General features: G+C 52.5%; 25 protein-coding genes. 11 read left to right on the top strand and 14 right to left on the bottom strand.

All coding sequences use genetic code 11. The annotated features are described in order from the left end of the window. The first annotated feature begins 155 nt into the window (after positions 1 to 155). The 3 genes from ACZ5PA_RS00420 to ACZ5PA_RS00410 are packed head-to-tail and all read left to right on the top strand — an operon-like array spanning position 156 to position 3885. Positions 156 to 1292 (top strand): ABC transporter permease, encoded by a 1137-nt coding sequence (locus ACZ5PA_RS00420; RefSeq protein WP_464930322.1) that lies wholly within the window; start codon positions 156 to 158, stop codon positions 1290 to 1292. Further along, the gene (locus tag ACZ5PA_RS00415; RefSeq protein ID WP_464930321.1) at positions 1289 to 2053 is read left to right on the top strand and encodes an ABC transporter ATP-binding protein; all 765 of its coding nucleotides are present in this window, start codon (positions 1289 to 1291) and stop codon (positions 2051 to 2053) included. The genes ACZ5PA_RS00420 and ACZ5PA_RS00415 overlap by 4 nt, the downstream gene beginning before the upstream one ends. Further along, positions 2044 to 3885, top strand: coding sequence for a hypothetical protein (locus ACZ5PA_RS00410; RefSeq protein ID WP_464930320.1), 1842 nt, complete (start codon positions 2044 to 2046; stop codon positions 3883 to 3885). The genes ACZ5PA_RS00415 and ACZ5PA_RS00410 overlap by 10 nt, the downstream gene beginning before the upstream one ends. Here the strand turns inward: ACZ5PA_RS00410 and ACZ5PA_RS00405 are convergent. Beyond that, positions 3878 to 4042, bottom strand: coding sequence for a metal-binding protein (locus ACZ5PA_RS00405; protein WP_464930319.1), 165 nt, complete (start codon positions 4040 to 4042; stop codon positions 3878 to 3880). The genes ACZ5PA_RS00410 and ACZ5PA_RS00405 overlap by 8 nt on opposite strands. A 123-nt stretch (positions 4043 to 4165) precedes the next feature. On the opposite strand from ACZ5PA_RS00405, the gene ACZ5PA_RS00400 reads away from it, so the two are divergent. Further along, positions 4166 to 4711, top strand: a complete 546-nt coding sequence (locus ACZ5PA_RS00400; RefSeq protein WP_464930318.1) for a hypothetical protein — start codon at positions 4166 to 4168, stop codon at positions 4709 to 4711. Here the strand turns inward: ACZ5PA_RS00400 and ACZ5PA_RS00395 are convergent. From ACZ5PA_RS00395 to ACZ5PA_RS00350, 10 genes are read right to left on the bottom strand one after another with little or no spacing between them, the layout of a single operon-like run. After that, positions 4704 to 5612, bottom strand: coding sequence for a DHH family phosphoesterase (locus ACZ5PA_RS00395; protein ID WP_464930317.1), 909 nt, complete (start codon positions 5610 to 5612; stop codon positions 4704 to 4706). The genes ACZ5PA_RS00400 and ACZ5PA_RS00395 overlap by 8 nt on opposite strands. Next, the gene (locus ACZ5PA_RS00390; RefSeq protein WP_464930316.1) at positions 5569 to 5859 is read right to left on the bottom strand and encodes a hypothetical protein; all 291 of its coding nucleotides are present in this window, start codon (positions 5857 to 5859) and stop codon (positions 5569 to 5571) included. Before ACZ5PA_RS00390 ends, ACZ5PA_RS00395 begins: the two co-directional genes overlap by 44 nt. Before the next feature lies 1 nt (position 5860). Then, complete coding sequence (locus ACZ5PA_RS00385) at positions 5861 to 6256, bottom strand: prefoldin subunit beta (RefSeq protein ID WP_464930315.1); 396 nt, start codon at positions 6254 to 6256, stop codon at positions 5861 to 5863. A gap of 34 nt (positions 6257 to 6290) precedes the next feature. Further along, a complete protein-coding gene (locus ACZ5PA_RS00380; RefSeq protein ID WP_464930314.1) occupies positions 6291 to 6512 on the bottom strand; it encodes a KEOPS complex subunit Pcc1 in 222 nt (73 codons plus the stop codon). Beyond that, on the bottom strand, positions 6488 to 7048 hold the full coding sequence (locus tag ACZ5PA_RS00375) for a Brix domain-containing protein (protein WP_464930313.1): 561 nt from the start codon (positions 7046 to 7048) through the stop codon (positions 6488 to 6490). The genes ACZ5PA_RS00380 and ACZ5PA_RS00375 overlap by 25 nt, the downstream gene beginning before the upstream one ends. Then, positions 7045 to 7362, bottom strand: coding sequence for a 50S ribosomal protein L37ae (locus ACZ5PA_RS00370; RefSeq protein WP_464930312.1), 318 nt, complete (start codon positions 7360 to 7362; stop codon positions 7045 to 7047). The genes ACZ5PA_RS00375 and ACZ5PA_RS00370 overlap by 4 nt, the downstream gene beginning before the upstream one ends. Before the next feature lie 33 nt (positions 7363 to 7395). Beyond that, positions 7396 to 8217, bottom strand: coding sequence for an exosome complex protein Rrp42 (gene rrp42, locus ACZ5PA_RS00365; RefSeq protein ID WP_464930311.1), 822 nt, complete (start codon positions 8215 to 8217; stop codon positions 7396 to 7398). Continuing rightward, positions 8217 to 8954 (bottom strand): exosome complex exonuclease Rrp41, encoded by a 738-nt coding sequence (gene rrp41, locus ACZ5PA_RS00360; RefSeq protein ID WP_464930310.1) that lies wholly within the window; start codon positions 8952 to 8954, stop codon positions 8217 to 8219. The genes rrp42 and rrp41 overlap by 1 nt, the downstream gene beginning before the upstream one ends. Continuing rightward, positions 8951 to 9661 (bottom strand): exosome complex RNA-binding protein Rrp4, encoded by a 711-nt coding sequence (gene rrp4, locus ACZ5PA_RS00355; RefSeq protein WP_464930309.1) that lies wholly within the window; start codon positions 9659 to 9661, stop codon positions 8951 to 8953. Before rrp4 ends, rrp41 begins: the two co-directional genes overlap by 4 nt. After that, the gene (locus ACZ5PA_RS00350) at positions 9661 to 10356 is read right to left on the bottom strand and encodes a ribosome assembly factor SBDS (RefSeq protein WP_464930308.1); all 696 of its coding nucleotides are present in this window, start codon (positions 10354 to 10356) and stop codon (positions 9661 to 9663) included. Before ACZ5PA_RS00350 ends, rrp4 begins: the two co-directional genes overlap by 1 nt. Positions 10357 to 10425: 69 nt before the next feature. Between ACZ5PA_RS00350 and ACZ5PA_RS00345 the strand changes: the two genes are divergently transcribed. Beyond that, positions 10426 to 10746, top strand: a complete 321-nt coding sequence (locus tag ACZ5PA_RS00345) for a hypothetical protein (protein WP_464930307.1) — start codon at positions 10426 to 10428, stop codon at positions 10744 to 10746. Here the strand turns inward: ACZ5PA_RS00345 and psmA are convergent. Continuing rightward, positions 10736 to 11455, bottom strand: coding sequence for an archaeal proteasome endopeptidase complex subunit alpha (gene psmA, locus ACZ5PA_RS00340; RefSeq protein WP_464930306.1), 720 nt, complete (start codon positions 11453 to 11455; stop codon positions 10736 to 10738). The two genes, ACZ5PA_RS00345 and psmA, sit on opposite strands and share 11 nt — an antisense overlap. 49 nt (positions 11456 to 11504) lie before the next feature. Here psmA and ACZ5PA_RS00335 point away from each other — a divergent pair, with 49 nt between their 5' ends. Both ACZ5PA_RS00335 and ACZ5PA_RS00330 read left to right on the top strand, forming a co-directional pair. After that, entirely contained in the window at positions 11505 to 11954 is a 450-nt protein-coding gene (locus ACZ5PA_RS00335; protein WP_464930305.1) for an RNA-binding domain-containing protein, read from the top strand. Further along, on the top strand, positions 11911 to 12117 hold the full coding sequence (locus ACZ5PA_RS00330) for a hypothetical protein (protein WP_464930304.1): 207 nt from the start codon (positions 11911 to 11913) through the stop codon (positions 12115 to 12117). Before ACZ5PA_RS00335 ends, ACZ5PA_RS00330 begins: the two co-directional genes overlap by 44 nt. Positions 12118 to 12126: 9 nt before the next feature. On the opposite strand, the gene ACZ5PA_RS00325 is transcribed toward ACZ5PA_RS00330, so the two are convergent. Further along, the gene (locus ACZ5PA_RS00325; RefSeq protein ID WP_464930303.1) at positions 12127 to 13077 is read right to left on the bottom strand and encodes a DNA-binding protein; all 951 of its coding nucleotides are present in this window, start codon (positions 13075 to 13077) and stop codon (positions 12127 to 12129) included. Between the two features lie 55 nt (positions 13078 to 13132). Here ACZ5PA_RS00325 and ACZ5PA_RS00320 point away from each other — a divergent pair, with 55 nt between their 5' ends. The 4 genes from ACZ5PA_RS00320 to ACZ5PA_RS00305 all read left to right on the top strand — a co-directional run bounded on the left by ACZ5PA_RS00320 (position 13133) and on the right by ACZ5PA_RS00305 (position 18195). Then, positions 13133 to 14062 (top strand): thiamine-phosphate synthase family protein, encoded by a 930-nt coding sequence (locus ACZ5PA_RS00320; RefSeq protein WP_464930302.1) that lies wholly within the window; start codon positions 13133 to 13135, stop codon positions 14060 to 14062. Between the two features lie 100 nt (positions 14063 to 14162). Then, a complete protein-coding gene (locus ACZ5PA_RS00315; protein ID WP_464930301.1) occupies positions 14163 to 15746 on the top strand; it encodes a DNA topoisomerase VI subunit B in 1584 nt (527 codons plus the stop codon). A 69-nt stretch (positions 15747 to 15815) separates the two neighbouring features. After that, positions 15816 to 16919, top strand: a complete 1104-nt coding sequence (locus ACZ5PA_RS00310) for a DNA topoisomerase IV subunit A (RefSeq protein WP_464930300.1) — start codon at positions 15816 to 15818, stop codon at positions 16917 to 16919. A 274-nt stretch (positions 16920 to 17193) separates the two neighbouring features. Continuing rightward, positions 17194 to 18195, top strand: coding sequence for a PhoU domain-containing protein (locus ACZ5PA_RS00305; RefSeq protein WP_464930299.1), 1002 nt, complete (start codon positions 17194 to 17196; stop codon positions 18193 to 18195). Positions 18196 to 18309: 114 nt separating this feature from the next. On the opposite strand, the gene ACZ5PA_RS00300 is transcribed toward ACZ5PA_RS00305, so the two are convergent. Beyond that, on the bottom strand, positions 18310 to 18789 hold the full coding sequence (locus ACZ5PA_RS00300; protein WP_464930298.1) for a methylase: 480 nt from the start codon (positions 18787 to 18789) through the stop codon (positions 18310 to 18312). Positions 18790 to 18796 lie beyond the last annotated feature (7 nt).

The raw sequence follows: 18796 nt of genomic DNA, 5'->3' as shown, positions 1-18796 counted from the left end.
CTTAGGCATGAGCTTAGATTCTGAGTATACCAAGACGTCGAAGACCCTCCACGAATAAAACGCCATGTAGGCGTAGGCCGCAAGCCATAACGCCAACAACGCGTACGCAACTACTCGCCTCACGGCGGTAAATAATAATACGCTAAATAACTACGATGGCCTATCGCCACGTCGTGATGTTGGCACTTAGCGATTTGAAAGCCAGGAGGACGCGGTACGTGCTCTTGGCTATTGTAATAGCGGTAGGGGCCGCCTTGATGGTCGCATTGAGCACGATAAGTATAGGAGCTAAAATTTATATTCAAAATCAATTATATCAAATATTTCCAGCTGATATACTTATTTATTCAAATTCTATAGATATACCTTATGCTTTCGTCTCAGCCTTGAGGTCTTTGCCGTATGTCCAAAGCGCTGAGCCCGTGGTCATGTTGACAGGCACGTTGGGAAACAAGACGGTCACTATCTTGGGAGTTCCTCTCAGCGATATGGGCTACTTCGACATAGAGCTAGAGCGTGGGAGGTTGCCGCACGGCGGAGGCGAGGCCGTGGTAGAATCCACGTTAGGGGTTCGGCTGAACGATGTAGCGACCTTGTACGTATACCAGAGCAGCGTGGCGCCGCCGATCAGGCTTCAAGTGACCGTGGTGGGAGTGATGAGCAATTTGTTGAAGGGGTTCATCGGGCCGATGAGCCTCAACTTAGTGGTTGTCCCGCTGGATTGGCTACAACAACAGTTGGGGCTCGGCGATTTCTACAACATGGTCTTCATCACCTTGAAGGACAAATCCCTCGTACAGCCGTTGGCCCAGGCCTTGAAGCAGAAATACCCCCAAGCTGAGGTGTACACCCAGCAGAGCGCCCTCTCCACCGTGGATAGGGTCTTCAACATGTTGAACTTGTTCTTCTTAGTGATAGAAACCATAGCGTTCTTGGCAGGAGCTCTGACGACCTTCACGGTGATGTCCATCACGGTAAGGGAGCGGATCGGCGAGGTTGCTCTCCTCAAGGCCACAGGCATTTCCGGGCGCGACGTGGCATTGACGTTCTTCGTGGAAATAGTCGTGGTCGGGCTACTGGGCGGAGTCGCCGGCAGCGCGGCGGGCTATTTCGGGGCCATTGGCGTCAAGAAGATGCTTATAGATATGGGGTACCTCTTCGACGTGCCAATCCCGTTCATCCCCTCGCTCTTCGCCTTAAGCGTGGCGATCTCGTTGGCGGTGGCGCTGGCTGGAGCCCTCCTCCCCGTGTACAAGGCCGTGACCTTGAGGCCGCTGGAGGTACTGAGATGAACGAGGCCGTTTATCTCGAGGGGGTCCACAAGGTGTACAAGACGGCGGCCGGCGAGGTGCACGCCTTGCGGGGGGTCACCTTGAGGATCCCGAGGGCGGCCATCGTCGCTTTCATGGGGCCTTCCGGGTCCGGCAAGACCACTTTGTTGAACATAATATCCTCTCTGGATAGGCCGACCAGCGGCAGAGTCGTCGTCTTGGACACCGATATAACCCACCTCGACGAGAAGAGCCTCGAGCGCTTTAGGCTGATGAAGATAGGCTATCTGTTCCAGTCCTACAACTTAATCCCCTACCTCACAGCGCTCCAGAACGTGGAGTTGCCAATGCTAGCCGCCGGAATGCCCAGGGATCTGGCCAAGACAAAGGCCAAACTGTTGTTGAGGCTAGTAGGTCTGGAGGACTCGGCGAATAGGCTGCCGGCCCAGCTCTCGGGCGGCATGCAACAACGGGTGGCGTTGGCCAGAGCTTTGGCCAATAGCCCCGAGCTCTTGATCCTAGACGAACCCACCTCAAACATAGACCTAGATAACGCCTCGGCGATTCTCAGCTTAATACTTGCACTGAACAAGGTCTGGGGAGTCACCGTGTTGATCGCCACACACGATCCCGACGTCGCCGCCATCGCCGATAAGGTATACTCGGTGAGGGGCGGCTACGTCACAGATGGCGAGATCCCCAAGGGCGAGATCAAGATAGACCTAGAGAGGGCGAAAGAGATATATGAGAGGATCAAAGCTCTCGATTCGGCATGGCGTTGACCAAGCCCGTGTTTCTGTTGATCGTGATAGCCGCCGCGGCTCTTGCGATCCAGCCTACGTTGATTATCTCAACCAGCGCCAGCTACAACGGCGTTGTGTCGTCCGCGTATCAGTACATGTACTTCGTAGTCAACAACTCGTCCGAGCCCATGGAGTTCTTGGGACAGACTATACCCCCCTTCAGCGCCAGTGTTATCTATGTCGAGGCCAACGCGTCTTATCCTCCTCCTGTAGTTGTTTTTTATAATATTACTTATATTAATGCGTCATTAATAAATAATATTTTATATTGTTCTAATAATTCAATTATTAAAATTAATATTATGATAAAAAATTATATGCCGTTCAACGTGCCTATCACAATCCTCGTCCAGAAGCCGTCCGGCGTCGAGGTGATCAGCAACATGACGCCCTCAGGCGTCGAGAACATCGGCGGCTCGACCGTCTATGAGTGGGCCTTCTTCATAAGCGATAGGGCGGGCTTCTCGTTATCCTATAGGGTGAGGGATTTCGGCAGCTTCGGCGCGGTGAACTTGCCGACCGTGTCGGTGATAGCGGCGGTCGACTTATCGGGCTATATAGAACAAGCCAACTCCACGATTTCGCTCTTAAACAGTACTTATAATTATCTTAATAATTTAACGTATGCTGTAGATATTCTTAATAATTTAATATATAATACTACTAATAATTTAGATAGATTAATTCAGTTATTAAATTTAAGCTCGACGGCTTTCAGAGAGGGCGCCAAGGGGCTCAACGCGTCGAGATACGCTATATATGCATTGAACTCTCAATTGTCCGCACTATCCTCGTCCCTGGCGGGCGTCGCGTCCACTCTGAATAGATCTCTCTTGTTAGTCCAATACGAATACGCCTACTTAATCACTCTCTCCAGCGCGTTGGAGAGCCAAGCCATAGCCATAAGGGCGTATGAGCGCTCGCTCTCGACGTCGGTGCAGACTCTCGACTCAATAAGGGGCGATCTCCTTACGATATATTCCTCGCTTCAAAATACTGAAAATTCATTAAATAATATATATAATAATTTAATATCTATTAAAAATCAAATAAATAATATTAAGACTAATAATACATTAATTAAAAATATAACTAAGGAGTTAGATCAAGAGCTCGACTATGCCATATCCACAATACAGAGTCTCCAATCCGTCGTCAATTCCGCCGCGGACTCCGTAGCTGCTTTGATAAACATAGTATCGAACACTAGGAACGCGTTGGTAGATATCGGCAACCAGCTGGGGCAAGTGGGAGATGTGTTGAACCAGACGGCCATAGCGACGAGGGAGAACGCCACGGCGTTATTGGAGGGGCTACCGCCGATTATAATCAATGCGTCTAAGTCTCTGAGCGGTATAGCGAACAACCTATCAGCGGCGGCCCAACAAGTAAGCCAGCTGGCAACTCCTCTAAACAGCGGCGTGGCGTATTTGCTCTCGGCGTCTAACGCCTTGAACTACACGGCCGAGGAGCTCAGAGCCGTGTTGATAGCACTTAGGGGCGAGTTGCCCTACGCCGGTTTAGCGAGCTCGATTATTTCTAATTATAGATATAATATAACTAAATCCATACAAAAATATCAATATTTTAGCTCCATAGCGAGGACCTACGAGGAGATCTACGGCACCGGTAAAGTGAGGTACCAGTTTACTCTGTCCTTACCGACTGCAGTTAACCCATCAGAGTTCGCGTTGGAGATAACCGCCTATAGAGCCCAAAACGGAGGAGGGCGCGCCGCGTTCCCCTTAGTCTTGATAATAGCAGTAGGCGCCTTGGCCGCCGTATCTGCCGTTCTCTTGAGGATCAGGTAGAGCCTTTTACTGAGATGTATTTTGCGTAAATAGGACATCCGGAGCCCCCGTTGTTGCAGTAGCCCTCCAGACGCGACTTGCTGATGCGCCACTCCTCGGGAGGTATCAAGATACAACGGAGGCCCTCCGAGGTGGACCTATACATGGGACAACGCATGGGCCGGCGTTAAATCTCGCATTTAACAGTATCGCCTCGGCCGAGCCGGCAACTAAGGCCTAGCTAGGCCCGCTCTAAGTGTCTAGGATGTATGTAGTCTTATTAATTGGTTAAAACCTCCCCGTGGACGAGTGCAGTAAAGTGGACGAGTACATCGCCCAGAGAGGATTCAAGGTAGTTGAAAGGAGAGGGCGCCTCTTGTACGCGGCCTTGGGCGGCTTATATATCTCATTCTGGTGTCCCGAGAGGAGCAATATATTCGACGTAGATCCTCTGGAACTCGCCGACGAGCTGAGGCTCTTCAAGAGCGATGTACTAATAGTGGTCGCGTATAGGCCGTTCTTGATAATCGATGAACTACAGAGCATCTTGGATCGAATAAATAGATGGTATGGGAGGGGGCTCAACGTGAAGCTTATGGGCGTCAACGCGTACGACATAGAGGAGGGCCTAGAGGAGGCTGTGGGCCACGCGATGGTCTATAAGCCCTTCAAGATAGGCCAAAGCCTCGGCGACGACGACGTGTGTCCGAACTGCCTCGGCTCGCGGCTCAAGGTGTTCGTGTCCGAGAAGCTCTTCTCGGCCAAATACAGATCCCTAGTGAGGCACATAGTGCTCGGATGCCCTTCCTGCGGCCTTAGGATCAGACGCGTTGAGCTGATCAGCTAAGAGGCCTCGCATCGGGGTCTAACAAGCCCACGACGGTCCTCAACAGCTCGGGGAGCTCGGCTTTGTTGATCCTCCTCCTCAACAAGGTGACCGAGGCGCCTCTGTGGCCCCCGCCGCTCCCTCCCAAAATTTCGCCTATTTTCGCCGCTATTTCGCCCACGTCGACTGATTGGGATCTATATATTATCCTAACCTCGTCCCCGTGGCGCGAGGCGACTATAGATACGTCGCAACCAGCTGATATGAGTAAGTTGGCCACATCCGACTCGTATGCGTCGACGTGCGTGGCGCAGACCGCGCCTATCTTGGTTTTGAATATCTTCAAACGGGCCAACGCCTTCAATTTAGCTACTCTGGCCGATGGATCTTCTTGGCGCTTAACGTATCTCTCCAGGGGTCCCACCTCCTCTACTGCATATGCCAACGCCCTTAAGGTCCTCGAGTCGGCCCTCAGCAACTTGACCGAGTCGGCGTATATGCCTAATGCCGCGGCCACCAGGGAGTCTCTCCTAGGCCTCACGCCGACTTCTAGCGCTAATTCCAACGCCATTTCGCTACAGCTGGGCCTCTCGTCCCTTACCCCGGGTAGTTCGTCCCCAACCGCGTGGTGGTCAAAGACTACTAACGGCACGTCGAGCTTGGGGACTTGCGAAAGCGACGCCACGTCGACTAGTACAGCAGCCTCCACGTCGGACGGAGGCGCTTCGGCGCATTCGGCGTACGGCTTAGCGTCTTTGGAGGCTCCTTCGGGGCATACGACTAAGGCCTCGTAGCCCAAATAGTAGAGGACGTCCCTTAAGATCAAGGCGCATCCCAAGGCGTCCACGTCGGCATGTCTATGCGTGATTATCGCAACCCTATGCTTCCCTTTCAATACGCTTAAGAGCTTCTCTAAGTACACGACGTCTATCCTCCCCCGGGTATATTACCCCTTCCTTAATCATATCGGCGACCGCGACGCCTATCTCGGCCGCCCTTTCGACGACCTCCCTCAACCTCTCGTCGTCGACAAGCAAGCCGGCTCCCGCGTCCACGGAGACCTCAACGGAATCCCCCCTGAAGGCCACCTCGATCTCCGCCTCTATTATGTCGTCGCCTAATTCCTTGACTATATAATCATATACCACTTGCGATATGTACTCTGCCACCTCAACCTCCTCCCTTTGCCGCCGCGCCTGTCTGCTGGGCTCCTCCACCGCCCCTTAACCTGGCCAGCTCCTTATTTATATCGTCCCTAAGCTTATCGAGCTGCTCTCTGAGCATCGACTCTTGTCTGGAGAGCGTCTTTATGTGCAACTCGAGGAGCTCCTTCCTCTCCCTCAACTCTTGCAACGCGGCGTCTTTGTTGATCTGCAACAAGAAGTTGCCGACTGATTTGTATATCTTCGCCTCTTGCGAGAGCTTCTCTATCTCGCCGAGGGCCTTCTCGACGTCGCGCAACTCCGCCTCATATTGTTGTTTTCTGAGCAACACGCTCTGTAGTTGGTTCTGCGCTTGTTGGAATCTGTTAACCAAGTCTTGGAGCGATGGCGGGAGTTGTGCCATGAGGGGGTCGGACAGCTCATTAATATTTTTTATTCTAGAGCTCGGCGATTTCCTCTATTACGTGTAAGGCTCTGAAGATCGTGTTGGCCAAGCTCCTGGCGCTCGCTATGTCGGCCGCGTATCCTACTATCCTAAGCCTACCGCCTTCCTCGAACACCCTTATTCTGCCTCTGCGAAATACCACCTCCTTCTCCAACGCCTTGAATACCCTCTCGGCTATATCGTTTTTATCTACCTCGACAGATATTTCGTACATATTCTAATGCCCTTGACTTTGAACGAAAGTCCTCGTGGACCTAGGTCCCGCCCGTCGACGAGCTCTACTAGATACTCGCCGGGAGTTCCCCTGATCACGAGCAAGGTATCATAACGTCCCTTGAGCTTCTCTAAATCTACGGAGTAGTAAGGAGTGTACGCGAAGACCTCCAAGAACAAGTCCACTAGCTCGCTGGCCGTGTAGTCGACTATCGCGGCCGTGTTGGCCTTGGGCTTTCTCGTTATGTAGACGTCGAGGTCCTCCCTCATCTTAACGCCCGATATGGTGATGGAATAAGGGAGCCAACTTCGCTTGTTGACGTTAAGGAATTCCATAGATGCCGGGTTGCCGCGTCTCGAGTTGACCAAGAGCACGTAGCTCGCGCCCCTCGCCACGGCCTCCTCCAGCAACGCCTTGTAGGACCTCTTGCCGCGCGTTATCTTCTCGACCCCTGGCAAAGACGTCGCGAGCTCGTTCAAGAACTCGTTGACCTTTTTGGAATAATAACGGGAGGAGGTCGCAAGTACTCTCGTCACGAGGCGGCCTCTTGCGAAGACCCCCTCCACTTAGCCTTCTGTATCTCCACCTGCTTTAGCTCCTCGGGCGTTAAGGTCCTGCCGAGTATCGTCTGAGGTATCCAAGCGCCTCCGGCGAAGGTGAAGCCGCACTTAGGACATTGCCATATGCCGAACGCCAGCCTCTTCAGCCTCACAAGAGATCTACAGTTGGGACAACGGTGAAGGCCTTTTTGTTTGACCTCTATGGCGGTTATCTTCCTCCTGAGGCCCATGCCGTACCGTGCGCCGTACCTTCCGGCAGGGCCCACTACTCGGGTATGGCTGAAGGGCATGCCCGACACTGTGCGGGGTCTATTTAAATTTAGTTAGACGAGGCTCTTGAGCAAGACTTCCCTTATTTTGTCCCTCACAGCATAGGCTAGATCTAAGGCTTGGCTTAACTCGGGCGTGGTGAAATAGCCGAGCGTCTTCTGCACCGAGACTATGCGGTCCTGGGATAACGTGATGGTGATGCGGCCGTCGAGCGAGAGCTCCTCCTCGAGGCTCGGGTCCACTAGAAGGCGGTTTTCTATTTTGCCTATCGAGACGGCGATAGGGGCTTTGGAGAGGTCTGAGGGCAAGGCTGATCTATTATTCCTATCAAGCTTAATGCCAGTCTCGTCCTTAACGGCTACGGGTAACATGGTCGATCTCAAGGCCGCTAGCGCCGCTAGGTTGGAGGCGTCGACGAGGTTGCCGTCGTCGTTGAGGACGTAGAGGTCCACCCAGAGGACGTAGACCTTTGTCTGGTCTATTGCCAGCTTCTTGAAGTCTACGAAACCGCTGTGACGGATGCCGCGATCGACGACGCGGGCCAGCTCTATGGCCGTCTCGTCGGGCGGCCCTATTTCGCTATAGGGCGATGCGTGGGGCAATATCTCGGCGTTGACTATCAGTACTCCTTCATCCGGCGCGTCTTGAAAAGGTTGGCCTAGGCCCACCTTAACCCCCGCAACTACTCTGGTCTTGCCCAAGAGGACCTCGGCGCTGCCATCAGCCGTGTTGACGACGTTTGTCCTAATGCTGATCTCTCTCAGCTGGTCCAACGATCTGCCATCTATCCTCGTCCCGGCGGCGGCCAACCTCCTTATCTGGTTACGCCGTAAGTACGATATAAAGCGCTTGCCGTACGGGGATATGGAAGCCATCACTTAGCGACTTCCTCCGCTATTTCGAAATACTTAGCCTTCAACGCCTCGCGGGCTTTGCCGTAGACGTACTCGGCGCCTTTTATAGCGAGCTTCACGGCCTCGGCGAATTTCTCCTTGGTCCAAGCTCCGTCTAGCTGCAATAGGGTTATCCTGCCCAAATTGGGCATGTAGCCAACAGGCATATCGCCCTCTCCGTAGTTGTCCTCGAGCCCGTTGAGGTCGAGGACGACCGTGTCGTTGACTAGGCCGACGGATACGCCTATGACGAGGTCCCTCATGGGGATTCCCGCGTCCGCCAACGCCAACGACGCCGCGGTTAACGACGCTACTCGAGTCGAGCCGTCGGCTTGTACTATCTCCACGAACACGTCTATGCGCGAGCGGGGGAACTGCTCGAGGAATATCGCCGGCTCTAACGCCTCCCTCAACACCTTCGATATCTCTATCTCGCGCCTGCTAGGCGCTGGGTTCTTGCGCTCGTCCTTAGTGCTGAAGGGGGCCATATGGTAGCGGACGCGCATGACCGCGCGATCGGGTAGCGATAAATGTCTAGGATGCATTTCCCTAGGCCCATATACGGCGGCTATCGCAGTGGTGTTGCCGTACGATACCATGGCCGATCCGTCGGCGTTTGAAACCACGCCTATAGCTATTTTTACCTCGCGCATTTGATCCGGCGCCCTTCCGTCGGATCTTCTGCCCTCGACGAGCAGAGGCACAGGCGGTTGTTTCATGCGCTATTCGGCCCAGCACTGCTTTTATATCTTTCAATCAACGCCTTCACCCTATCGGTCAGCCCCGCCACATGGCTTTCTCTGTCGATCTTGGCTAATATCTGCAACAAAGCCAACTCGGCTCCGTGGCTGGGGCATTTGGCCCATATCCTTCCGTTCTGGCCCACTATAATATCGCAACCCAGCTCAGATATCGTCGATATCATGGAGCCCTTCTTCCCTATAACGCGGGGCACCTTGACCGGCGATATCTCGACGACGAAGCCGTTCTCGATCTTGCCGAGCCTTTCGCCCTCCCTCAGCGTTAACGTGACAGGGAACTCGTCCGTTAGGTCCACGCTCTTCACGGACGCTATCACGGCATCCCCTATGTTCAACAAGCTCGTCAAGCTGGTGCGCTCGAGGTCCACGTACTTGGCCGTGGCCTCCCCCACGGGCAACCACGCCGGCAACGGGGCCCTTATGTCGACCTCCCAGCCCATGGCCAACACGTCGGTTACGTAGCCCACGACGACGTCGCCCGGCTTAGGCCTATACGAGCCCTCGAGGGGGACGACCACTAGTTTATTCTCCCTGAACTCGACCAAGCCCACCGAGGCCGCCCTATATTTGCCCTCGTCCAGGTATACGGCCCCCTCCACTACCTCGTCGGCCGTCGCGACGAGGTCTCCCGGGAATATGATCTGGCGAGGCGATACGTACTTCATCAATACACTACCTCGAGTATCTTGACGTCGCCTTCGCCGTGAGTTATGTCGTTGACCCTCCCTATAATCATGTCTTGAAGGCCGGCGGGCGCCTCGACGATGGCCTCCCAAGAGCCGTCAGACTTATACCTCTCGTTCACTATCTTGGCCGACTTCCCGACGAAGCCTCTCACCTTCTGTGCGTACTCAGAGGGCACGCTCAGCGTTATCCTGACGGTGGCCACCTTTATCGGAAGCACTCTCTGCAACTCCTTGAGTATGTGGTTTATCTGCTCCTCGACTGGCTTGAAGGGGTCTATGGCGACCCGCGTCTGCTCTAACGCGTTCTCCACGCGTTGAGGCGGCACAGGCGTCTTGGTGCGCACGTCGATGCAGTTGCGCGATATCCACTCTACTATTTGCCTTCTCTTCTCCTCTATCATCCTACGCCTTTGGTCTGCGGTTATCGGTATCTCCCCCTCCTTTATTATGATCTCGGCGACTTTGCGCACGTCGGTTGTGCCGAAGGCCTTCCTTAACGCTTGCTCGGACGCCCTGAGCCCCTTGCGGGCGTCCTTGTATATCTCCTCGTGCACTAACACTTTGTCCAGTCCTATGTTCTTGCCCATTTTCAGCTCCAGCGCTGCGTCGGGATCCACGAGGATCTCGAAATGTTCCCCGGCGCGCTCTAGCTTGGCTATGGCGACCTTGGTCATGTCAGCACTCTACATAAGCCGAAATAAATCTTTGAGCTCACGCTTAAATAGAACATCCGTGGCTGAGGCGTGAGCGTATATGTGGCCGATAGAGGCGACGTCCATATAGAGTGCGATATGGCCTATACGAGATATTTAGGCGAAAACGGATACTATGTTCCGTGTGAGATCAGGGGGCCCGTCCCGCTTGAGTGCATGGCCAAGGCCCTCGGGGCGCCGATGCGCGAATGCGTCGAGGCGGAGCTGGTGAGGATATGCGGCAAGGAGGGCGGGGGGCTGGAGGCAATTATATATTTCAATAAATGTATTGCCAAAGGCCTCACCCCAGGCGAGCTGGCCAAGAGGTTATTAACGGTGGCCGAGCTCTGCGCGCGGGGGGTTATTTCTTGATCTTGCCCAATAACGGGGCCAGCTCTTCCTTGGTCATCTTGCGGACGACCTTGTTCTGGACATCGCCATAGGCGACCTCTATTCTATCCGCATCCACTGTCTCCATAGCCGTGCTCAGAGCTCTGAGAGCTAGTTCTATGCATTGCGAAATATCCATGTCGTACTTATAGTTCTTCTCGAGGAACTCGATTATAGTCGTGGACTCAGCGCCTATGGCCGTGGCGTAGTAGCCCAAATAGACGCCGCCAGGATCCGTTTGGAACAGCTTGGGGCCTTGTCTATCTATACCAGCGACGAGTAGAGCAACGCCGAAGGGCCTCGCGCCGCCGAATTGCGTGTATTGTTGTTTCAAGTTACAGATGTCCTTCGTCAAGACCTCGACGTCTATCGGCTCGTCGTATAGGAACCTATGGGTCAACGCGACGGATCTGGCGTAATCGACTAAGACTCTCGCATCGGCGAGGAGGCCCGACGGCGATATGGCCACATGATCGTCCACGATATATATCTTTTCTAACGACGTCGGGTCGAACAGTTGCGATATTTTGCGCTTCTCGGCGGCCAACACAACGCCCGAGGAGCACTTGACCCCCACAGTAGGCCAGCCCCTCTTTACGGCCTCCCCTGCGTACTCCACCTGATAGAGTTTCCCCTCCGGTGAGAATATCGTTATTGCTCTGTCGTAGCCTGCCATGGCGGGCGGGAACATAGTAGCCCCTCATCTGCCCAATTTAAATATTAGCGCACGACGTGATGTAGTGGAGGAGTGTCCGGTCAGGTACATCTCGGCGACCGCCTATTGTCACGCGACCGAGGACTGCGGCAAGGTGGCCAAGGCCTTGACGGCAGTAGTGCCGGGCGCTGTGTCGGTCGAGGAGCTCGCCGGATATCACGGCAACAAGATCATCGCCTTGCGCGTCAAGGTTGAGGGGTGTGCGGCTACTGAAATTTTTTCAAATATATTAAAATTATTTGATGATTTAGATTTTGAAATATTTATAAATTCTTTGGAAATTTTTAAAAATAAGGTATATATAAGACTAAATAAACAAAAAGCATATACAGGAGCGCTTAGGCTCGACGCAGGCGATGACGTGGTTCACGTAGAGGTCAGGTTCTCCAGGAAGGCCCTAAACGATTTAATAAGGGTTCTGAGGGAGCTACGTGGACCCCCTCGACATCCTCAGGAAGGGCCTAAGAGAGGTTGAGGGCTTAAGCGCTAGGGCAGTGTTGAACTACGTGTTGTACGAGTTCGAGCTCGGAGGCCCCTCGCGCGAGGTGTTGGAGGAGGCTGCCGAGATAGCTCAACGAGAGATAGCAGAGTTGCAGAGAGCTCTCGAGATTCTGAAAAAACTCGAAGTATACGTATAGTATACGTAATCATAGGGAGATTGAGAGCACGGATTTATATTGGGTCCTGAACGCGTCGGCCACCTCGTGTTTGTGTATCTCAGCAATTATCTGCCCTCTCGAGATCTGCTCCTCGACGTAGGCGTTGAGCACGTCGGCGAACCCCTCGTTGAAACAATAATCGAAGTTGTCGACTAGCAACAAATCGGGCCTAGTCGCTATGGCCGTCGCTATTGTCAACGCCGTCTTCAGGCTACAGGGCAGTTTGGAGATAGGCACCTTGACGCCGCTCATATACGCAAAGCCTGCCAATACCCCCCTCTTGGAGAGCCCCACGGCCAGCTTAATGCCCCTCTTTCTGAAGACCGTCCTGAGCTTGTCGTACGCGTCGGGGTCCTTGAGCGCCAACGCAGATAGAACGCCGACTAAGTTGCCGCCGTCCGGCCTCAGCCTAGACGCGTTGCCGGACACGTCGTGAGAGGCCCTCGGGTTGATATAGGGGCCTAACAACAACGCCCTTAAGCCGAAGGTCTTCCTGAACTCCCCGACCGTCTTGTTAATGGACTCGATATCTTCATCGGCTAAGATCGAGACGTGTTCCGCCACCTCGACTAACGGCATCAGCACATCTGCGTTCTTAATAGTCAACTCGAAAGGCTCGGAAATCCTGCTTATTTTAACCCCCCTCGCAGAGCCGTACTCGAAGACGATCCGCGTGCCGTCTCCCTCCAGGACTTGTCTATATACGTCTCCGCTCCTCTGGAGCGAGAATTTCTTATCTTTTATAGTTAAAGTTATAATAAATTTATTAAAGTATATTTTTGGTATTTTATTACCAATATTTGATATTATTTTATAGAGATAATTTATGAACAGACTTTTCCCACTACCTACCACAAACGTAAACGGCGTGAGCTCGCCTGAGGCCTTTCTATCGCCTACTTGTAGCTCTACATGGCTTATCACTCGATATAGGATCACCGCGGAATAATAAAGTTTCAACGTGGACTCTTAATATACACGTTGCGATCATCCCGTGTTCCCTCTGGAGTTGTTGTCCGAGAGAGTCGTCCAGCCGTTGAAGGGCCTCATAGCTCACGAACTATCGAGGCGCGGCCTCTCGCAGAGCCGCATAGGCCAAATACTCGGCATATCTCAGCCGGCCGTAAGCGCCTATCTCAAGCTCGACGATGAGCATTACGAGAGGAGGCTCTTGGAGATAGGGCTATCAGGCGAGGAGGTGCGCAGAATAGTCGAGGTCGTAGTGACGGCGATAGACCAACAGAACTTCTCGGAGGCTGTAGAGTACGTGAACAACTTCGCCCTATCTCTGTTATCGACTTTGAGGTTCTGTGAGATACACAGACGCGTTGTGCCGTATTTGAAGAACTGCGATATATGCAAAAATATATCAATTATAAATGAAGTTAAAAATAAAATAAATATAAGTTTTAATATGCTTAAATCAAATAAATATATAATAAATTTAGTACCTAGAGTTTTAATGAATATAGTGGAGTTAAGCGAAGAGGGCCCTATGGGGTATCCGGGCCGAATATCCGTCGTAGGCGAGACCTTAGTCGTTACGTCGGAGCCTCAGCTATGGGGCTCAAGGTTTTTAGGGAAATTGATATTAGATATAAATAAAATACATAAAGATATAAAAGCTGTTATAAATATAAAATATGACAATAAAATTATAAATTGTTTTAAAAATAATAATTATAAATATACAATAGTAGGTCCGAGCAACACCGAGGAGGAGTCGATTAAGAACATCGTAGAGGCCATGAGGGCGGACCGCTACGACGTGGTCTTCGACAGAGGAGGCCTCGGCATCGAGGCGAACGGCTACGTCTTCGGCTTCGACGCGCCTGACGCTGCCACGAAGGTAATAAGAGTCGCTAAATGCGTCCAAGAGCAGACACGCGACGCGGTTGCCCAAGGCCCGAGCGATGCCGCATAACTTATAGGCATGCTTGACTCCCGACGGAGCAAGGGCCGCCCCCATCTGGCCGCGGTAAATAACGCCGAATACACTTATAAGAGCCCCACTTACCCCCCATGTGACCATCACCTATTCCTATGAGGCGCTCCCTGTCGCAGAGTGGTTCAGGAGGAACCGAGAAATAGCCGGTTTTCAGAACCCCGCCAGGGCCCTCTATCAGACAGTTAGGGAATTAGTGGAGAACAGCTTAGACGCCACCGAGCCCTATGGCATATTGCCGAATATATCAATCTCCATAAAGCCAGTCGACGAGGCCAAGAGTTGGTATTCGGTATACGTCGAGGATAACGGCGTCGGGATACCGGGCCACGAGATCCCCAACGTGTTCGGGCGAGTCTTCTACAGCTCCAAGTACAAAATAAAACAGCATAGAGGCGTGTTCGGGCTCGGCCTTAAGATGGTCGTGTTGTATGCACAGAGCACTACAAACAAGCCGCTTTCGGTTAGGTCCGCCACATTGCGTTCTGACAAAATATATGAATATAGAATTATGATAGATACTACTAAGAATGAACCTATAATAATTGATAAAAAAGAATATGAAAATAAATATAAATGGCATGGAACTGCCGTTAAAGTAGTTATAGAGGGCAATTGGCTCAATTCCAAGAAGAGGATAGAGGAATATCTCAAGAGGACTGCCATAATATCCCCCTACGCCGAGATATACTTCAAGGGACCTGACCTCGAGCTCTTCTTGAAGAGGCGCACCATCAGAATGCCGCCGCCTCCCGAGGAGGGCTTGCCTCATCCCAAGAGCGTAGATGTCGATACGGTGAAGCAGATGATAGCCGAGAACAAGGAGGCGACTCTCGCCGAGTTCTTGATTAATAATTTCGACGGAGTTGGTGAGGGGCTAGCCAAGTCGTTCCTAGAGTGGGCCGGGATAGACCCCTCGAGGAAGGCCGGGTCCTTGACGCAAGAGGAATTGATTGCGTTGGTGGAGAAGATGAAGGCGTATGAGGGCTGGAGGAGGCCTAGGGCCGATTGGTTATCGCCGGCAGGGCCGGAGCTACTCGAAGTCGGAGCTAAGTCCATATTAGGCGCCGAGGCCGTATTCGCTGTGACTAGGAAGCCGAGTAGCTACTCTGGTCATCCCTTTATAGTCGAGGCCGCGATAGCTTGGGGAGGTCAGATAGCGCCTGTGGATAAACCCATATTATTGAGATACGCCAACAAGATACCGTTGCTCTACGACGAGGGGGCGGACGTAGCGAGGAAAGTCGTCGACGAGTTCCACTGGGAGAATTACAGGATCAAGTTCCCGGCTCCCCTCGCGGTGATAATACATGTCTGCTCCACCAAGGTGCCATACGCCTCGGCCGGCAAGGAGGCCATAGCGGAGATACAAGAGATAGAGGAGGAGATGAGGTTGGCCTTGAGGGACGCTGCGAGGAAGTTGAGGATATACTTGTCCAAGAAGGAGAAGGAGATGGAGCTCCTCAACAAGTACATCTCGTTGGCTAAATACGTGGAGGAGATCGCCTACAACCTATCAGTGATTGCCCGCGAGGATAAAGAGGCGATAGCCAAGAGCCTCAATAGGCTGATAGAGACAAAACTCGGCGTCGCGGCGGAGGATTTAATCAAACGCGCCATAGCGTCGGCCCCGCAAGGACAAACAGAGGCCGTAGCCGAGTAGCGGCCCGTCGTTTTGGCCGTGGGCTCGTAGCGGCGGCTAAACGTTAAATCTTGGACGACACGCCGATTTGTGACAAATCGCGAGGACTTCTTGAAAAGACTAGAGGGATGGGGCCTCGCGCTCACCAAGACCGTGCTGGAGCAGAAGGAGCCCGTGATGGAGATACCTGCGAGGACCCTCAGCAACACCATCTGGGACGAGAAGGCCAAAATGCTGAAGCTGGGCCCCGAGAAGATACACAGGAGGTTCCTCGACGTGAAAGAGGCGAGGAGGTTTATGCAGACGGTCCTAATGTTGAGGCTAATCGTCGAGGCGATAAGGGAGGACGTATACCCCACGATACGCGACTTGTACTACAACGGTAAGCACACCATAGTCTTCAAGGATCCGCTGGGGAGGACGCATAGGGAGAACACTTGGGACGAACAAAGCGAGTCCAACTCGGTTATCGAGGATATAGAAGTGGCCACCAACGTCTTGAGGGAGGAGATGGGCGTGTCGGCCGACGTCAAGGGCAAGGTAGTCGGACCCATAATCGTCAGATCGCAAGGCTATGAGCTAGACGCCAGCAAGTTCGGCGAGACTGCCCTCAGCCTGCCCGTCAACGTCGACGCGCTCGAGATCGTGAAGGTAGAGGCGGCCTACGTGCTCGTCATCGAGAAGGACGCCATATTCCAACGCCTAGTTCGGGAGAAGTTCTGGAGCCAGGAAAACGCGATATTGGTGACCGCCAAGGGCATGCCGGATCGGGCGACGAGGCGCTTCATAAGAAGGCTCAATGAAGAGTACAAGTTACCGGTCTACGTGCTGACGGACGGCGATCCTTATGGATGGTATATATATAGTGTCTATAAAAGCGGCTCTATAAAACTCAGCTACGAAAGCGAGCGGTTGGCCACGCCCGAAGCCAAGTTCCTCGGGCTAACGGCCACTGACATAGACGCCTATAAGATCTCGGACAACTACGTCATAGCAGCTAACGATCGCGACGTAAAGAGGGCACAAGAGCTGCTCAGATATCCTTGGTTCCAGAAGCCTGAGTGGACTCAAGAGATAAACTTGTTCTTGAAGAAGAGGAAAAAAGTCGAAATAGAGGCGTTATCGACTCATGGGCTTAAGTTCCTCCACGATTACCTTCGGGATAAAATTAAGAAGGGGAAGTTCATCGATTAAGACGCCGCGGCCCCTCGAGGAGGTCCTCAAATAGTCGACCGCCCGTTTACGGCCTAGAGGACCGGCGCACACGTCTGAAATGAGCCGTGAGGACATTTGGAAGGCCTTCTGCTAATTAAAATATTTAAATTAATGTTACATAAATTAAAAATTAATAATTTATAATCTAATTAATTAATTAAAATAAAAACTATAAATATAAAGAAGTTCTGTATATATCTAGGGCGTAAGTATATGCAATAAATAGTTATATATAGGTCTTCTAGATAGTACCATGGAGGGCGAGGTCCGTAAGGTGCAGTTGACAGGCGGCGCGACGCTTATCGTTAGCTTACCTAAGGAGTGGGCTCGACGAACTAATCTATCCCCTGGGGATGAAGTGCTCATAGTGCCTCAGCCCGACAACACGTTAATCCTCATCCCGCGTAAACTGGGGCGACGCGCCTCGCTCGCCGTGGAGCTAGAAGTTGGCGAGAAGATGAGCTTGGAGGAGCTCGAGAAGATATTCATGTCCGTGTACATAGCCGGGGCCGAGGTGATAACCTTCAAGTTCGCCCCTGGCGCTACCCAGCTCCGAAAACACCTCAAGGACTTCGTGAGAAGGCGGGTCATAGATATGGAGATAACCGAGGAGTCGAGCGATAAGCTGGTAGTGCAAGCGATGGTGGCCGCCACCGAGCTGGCGATTAACGACGTGGTGTACAAAATGCTCAAGTTGGCGGACAACATGCTGATGGATCTCATCAGAGGACTGGACACCGATAATATAGAACTCTTAAAGGACGTAGCAGAGAGGGACGACGAGATCGATAGGCTCTACTGGCTGGTAGAGCGCCAATTGAAGAGAGCCGCTATATCGAGATATATAATGCTTGAGTTGAAAGTAGAAGATCCCAGAGATCTAGTTGAGTATACAATAATAGCTAAATCCATAGAAAGAATAGCAGATCATATATGTAAGATATCCTATATTAATCAAGAAGAAAAGATAGATTTGAGAATAGTCAAGCCTATTCTCGAAAGGGCCGTGGAGTACATGGGGGCGTTGTTGGAGCTATTCGGCGGAGGCCTAGACGATATGAAGCTCGCTACATTATATAAGGAGTTGACCGAGTGGTCTCTCAAAATGAGGAAGGAGATGGACTTATCAGATCCAGCAACTTCTTTGGCTAGGGACAGCGCAGTGAGGATAAACGAGTACATAAGCGATATCCTGGAGTCCTTGTTGCATATAAGGCTCAAGAACTTCCAGAGGCTAGAGCCCCAACGCCAGTGATAGCCCATCGGTTTATAGCCATCTAGACGACCTTTTCGAACCCCCTCCACGCTTTTGTATAGACGCCATATGGCAGAGCCCATCGCCGAGTTGCGTGATGCGGAATGCGCCGCGTCAAGGAGCCCTGGGGCGTAGGGGCTCCACGGCGATAGAGATTATGTCCTCGAAGAAGTAGTGGGCCACCTCCTTGTCCACTACGCGGCCCAACACGGAGATTACCTCCTCTATTGCGTCGGCTCTACCTAAGGTGCTGAAGGTCAAGACGAGCAAGCGCGGCCTATGTGCGAAGACCCACCTCAACACGTGGTTGATCAACCCGTAATCGTATATGGCTAAGGCCTCCCAATCGCTCGGAGGCTCCTCCGGAGGCAGATAAGGCGGATTGCTGACGACTAGATCGGCCCTCGCCACCGCCGATAGGCCGTGGGAGCACAATACATCATGTCTTCGACATGAGGCGCAAGCGTAGGGGTTGATGTCGACGGCTACTACTATCCTACACAGCCTCGCCAAGGCGTCTGAGAGCGCACAAGAACCGGCGCCTACGTCAACGCAAATATCGAAACGTCCCCTCAGCCTCGATATTAGCCTCAAGGTTACG

This window comes from Thermoproteus thermophilus (genome assembly GCF_055392855.1).
The sequence above is the reverse complement of the archived record's forward strand: the minus strand, read 5'-3'. Positions and strand labels throughout refer to the sequence as shown.

Bases quoted from the DNA above. Each gene is read 5' to 3' on its own strand.
- ACZ5PA_RS00415 (WP_464930321.1), top strand. From the start codon at position 1,289: ATGAACGAGGCCGTTTATCTCGAGGGGGTCCACAAGGTGTACAAGACG.
- ACZ5PA_RS00370 (WP_464930312.1), bottom strand. From the start codon at position 7,362: ATGCCCTTCAGCCATACCCGAGTAGTGGGCCCTGCCGGAAGGTACGGC.
- ACZ5PA_RS00410 (WP_464930320.1), top strand. From the start codon at position 2,044: ATGGCGTTGACCAAGCCCGTGTTTCTGTTGATCGTGATAGCCGCCGCG.
- ACZ5PA_RS00420 (WP_464930322.1), top strand. From the start codon at position 156: ATGGCCTATCGCCACGTCGTGATGTTGGCACTTAGCGATTTGAAAGCC.
- rrp41 (WP_464930310.1), bottom strand. From the start codon at position 8,954: ATGAAACAACCGCCTGTGCCTCTGCTCGTCGAGGGCAGAAGATCCGAC.
- rrp42 (WP_464930311.1), bottom strand. From the start codon at position 8,217: ATGGCTTCCATATCCCCGTACGGCAAGCGCTTTATATCGTACTTACGG.
- ACZ5PA_RS00350 (WP_464930308.1), bottom strand. From the start codon at position 10,356: ATGACCAAGGTCGCCATAGCCAAGCTAGAGCGCGCCGGGGAACATTTC.
- ACZ5PA_RS00405 (WP_464930319.1), bottom strand. From the start codon at position 4,042: ATGCGTTGTCCCATGTATAGGTCCACCTCGGAGGGCCTCCGTTGTATC.
- rrp4 (WP_464930309.1), bottom strand. From the start codon at position 9,661: ATGAAGTACGTATCGCCTCGCCAGATCATATTCCCGGGAGACCTCGTC.
- ACZ5PA_RS00385 (WP_464930315.1), bottom strand. From the start codon at position 6,256: ATGGCACAACTCCCGCCATCGCTCCAAGACTTGGTTAACAGATTCCAA.
- ACZ5PA_RS00305 (WP_464930299.1), top strand. From the start codon at position 17,194: ATGGAGGGCGAGGTCCGTAAGGTGCAGTTGACAGGCGGCGCGACGCTT.
- psmA (WP_464930306.1), bottom strand. From the start codon at position 11,455: ATGTTCCCGCCCGCCATGGCAGGCTACGACAGAGCAATAACGATATTC.
- ACZ5PA_RS00380 (WP_464930314.1), bottom strand. From the start codon at position 6,512: ATGTACGAAATATCTGTCGAGGTAGATAAAAACGATATAGCCGAGAGG.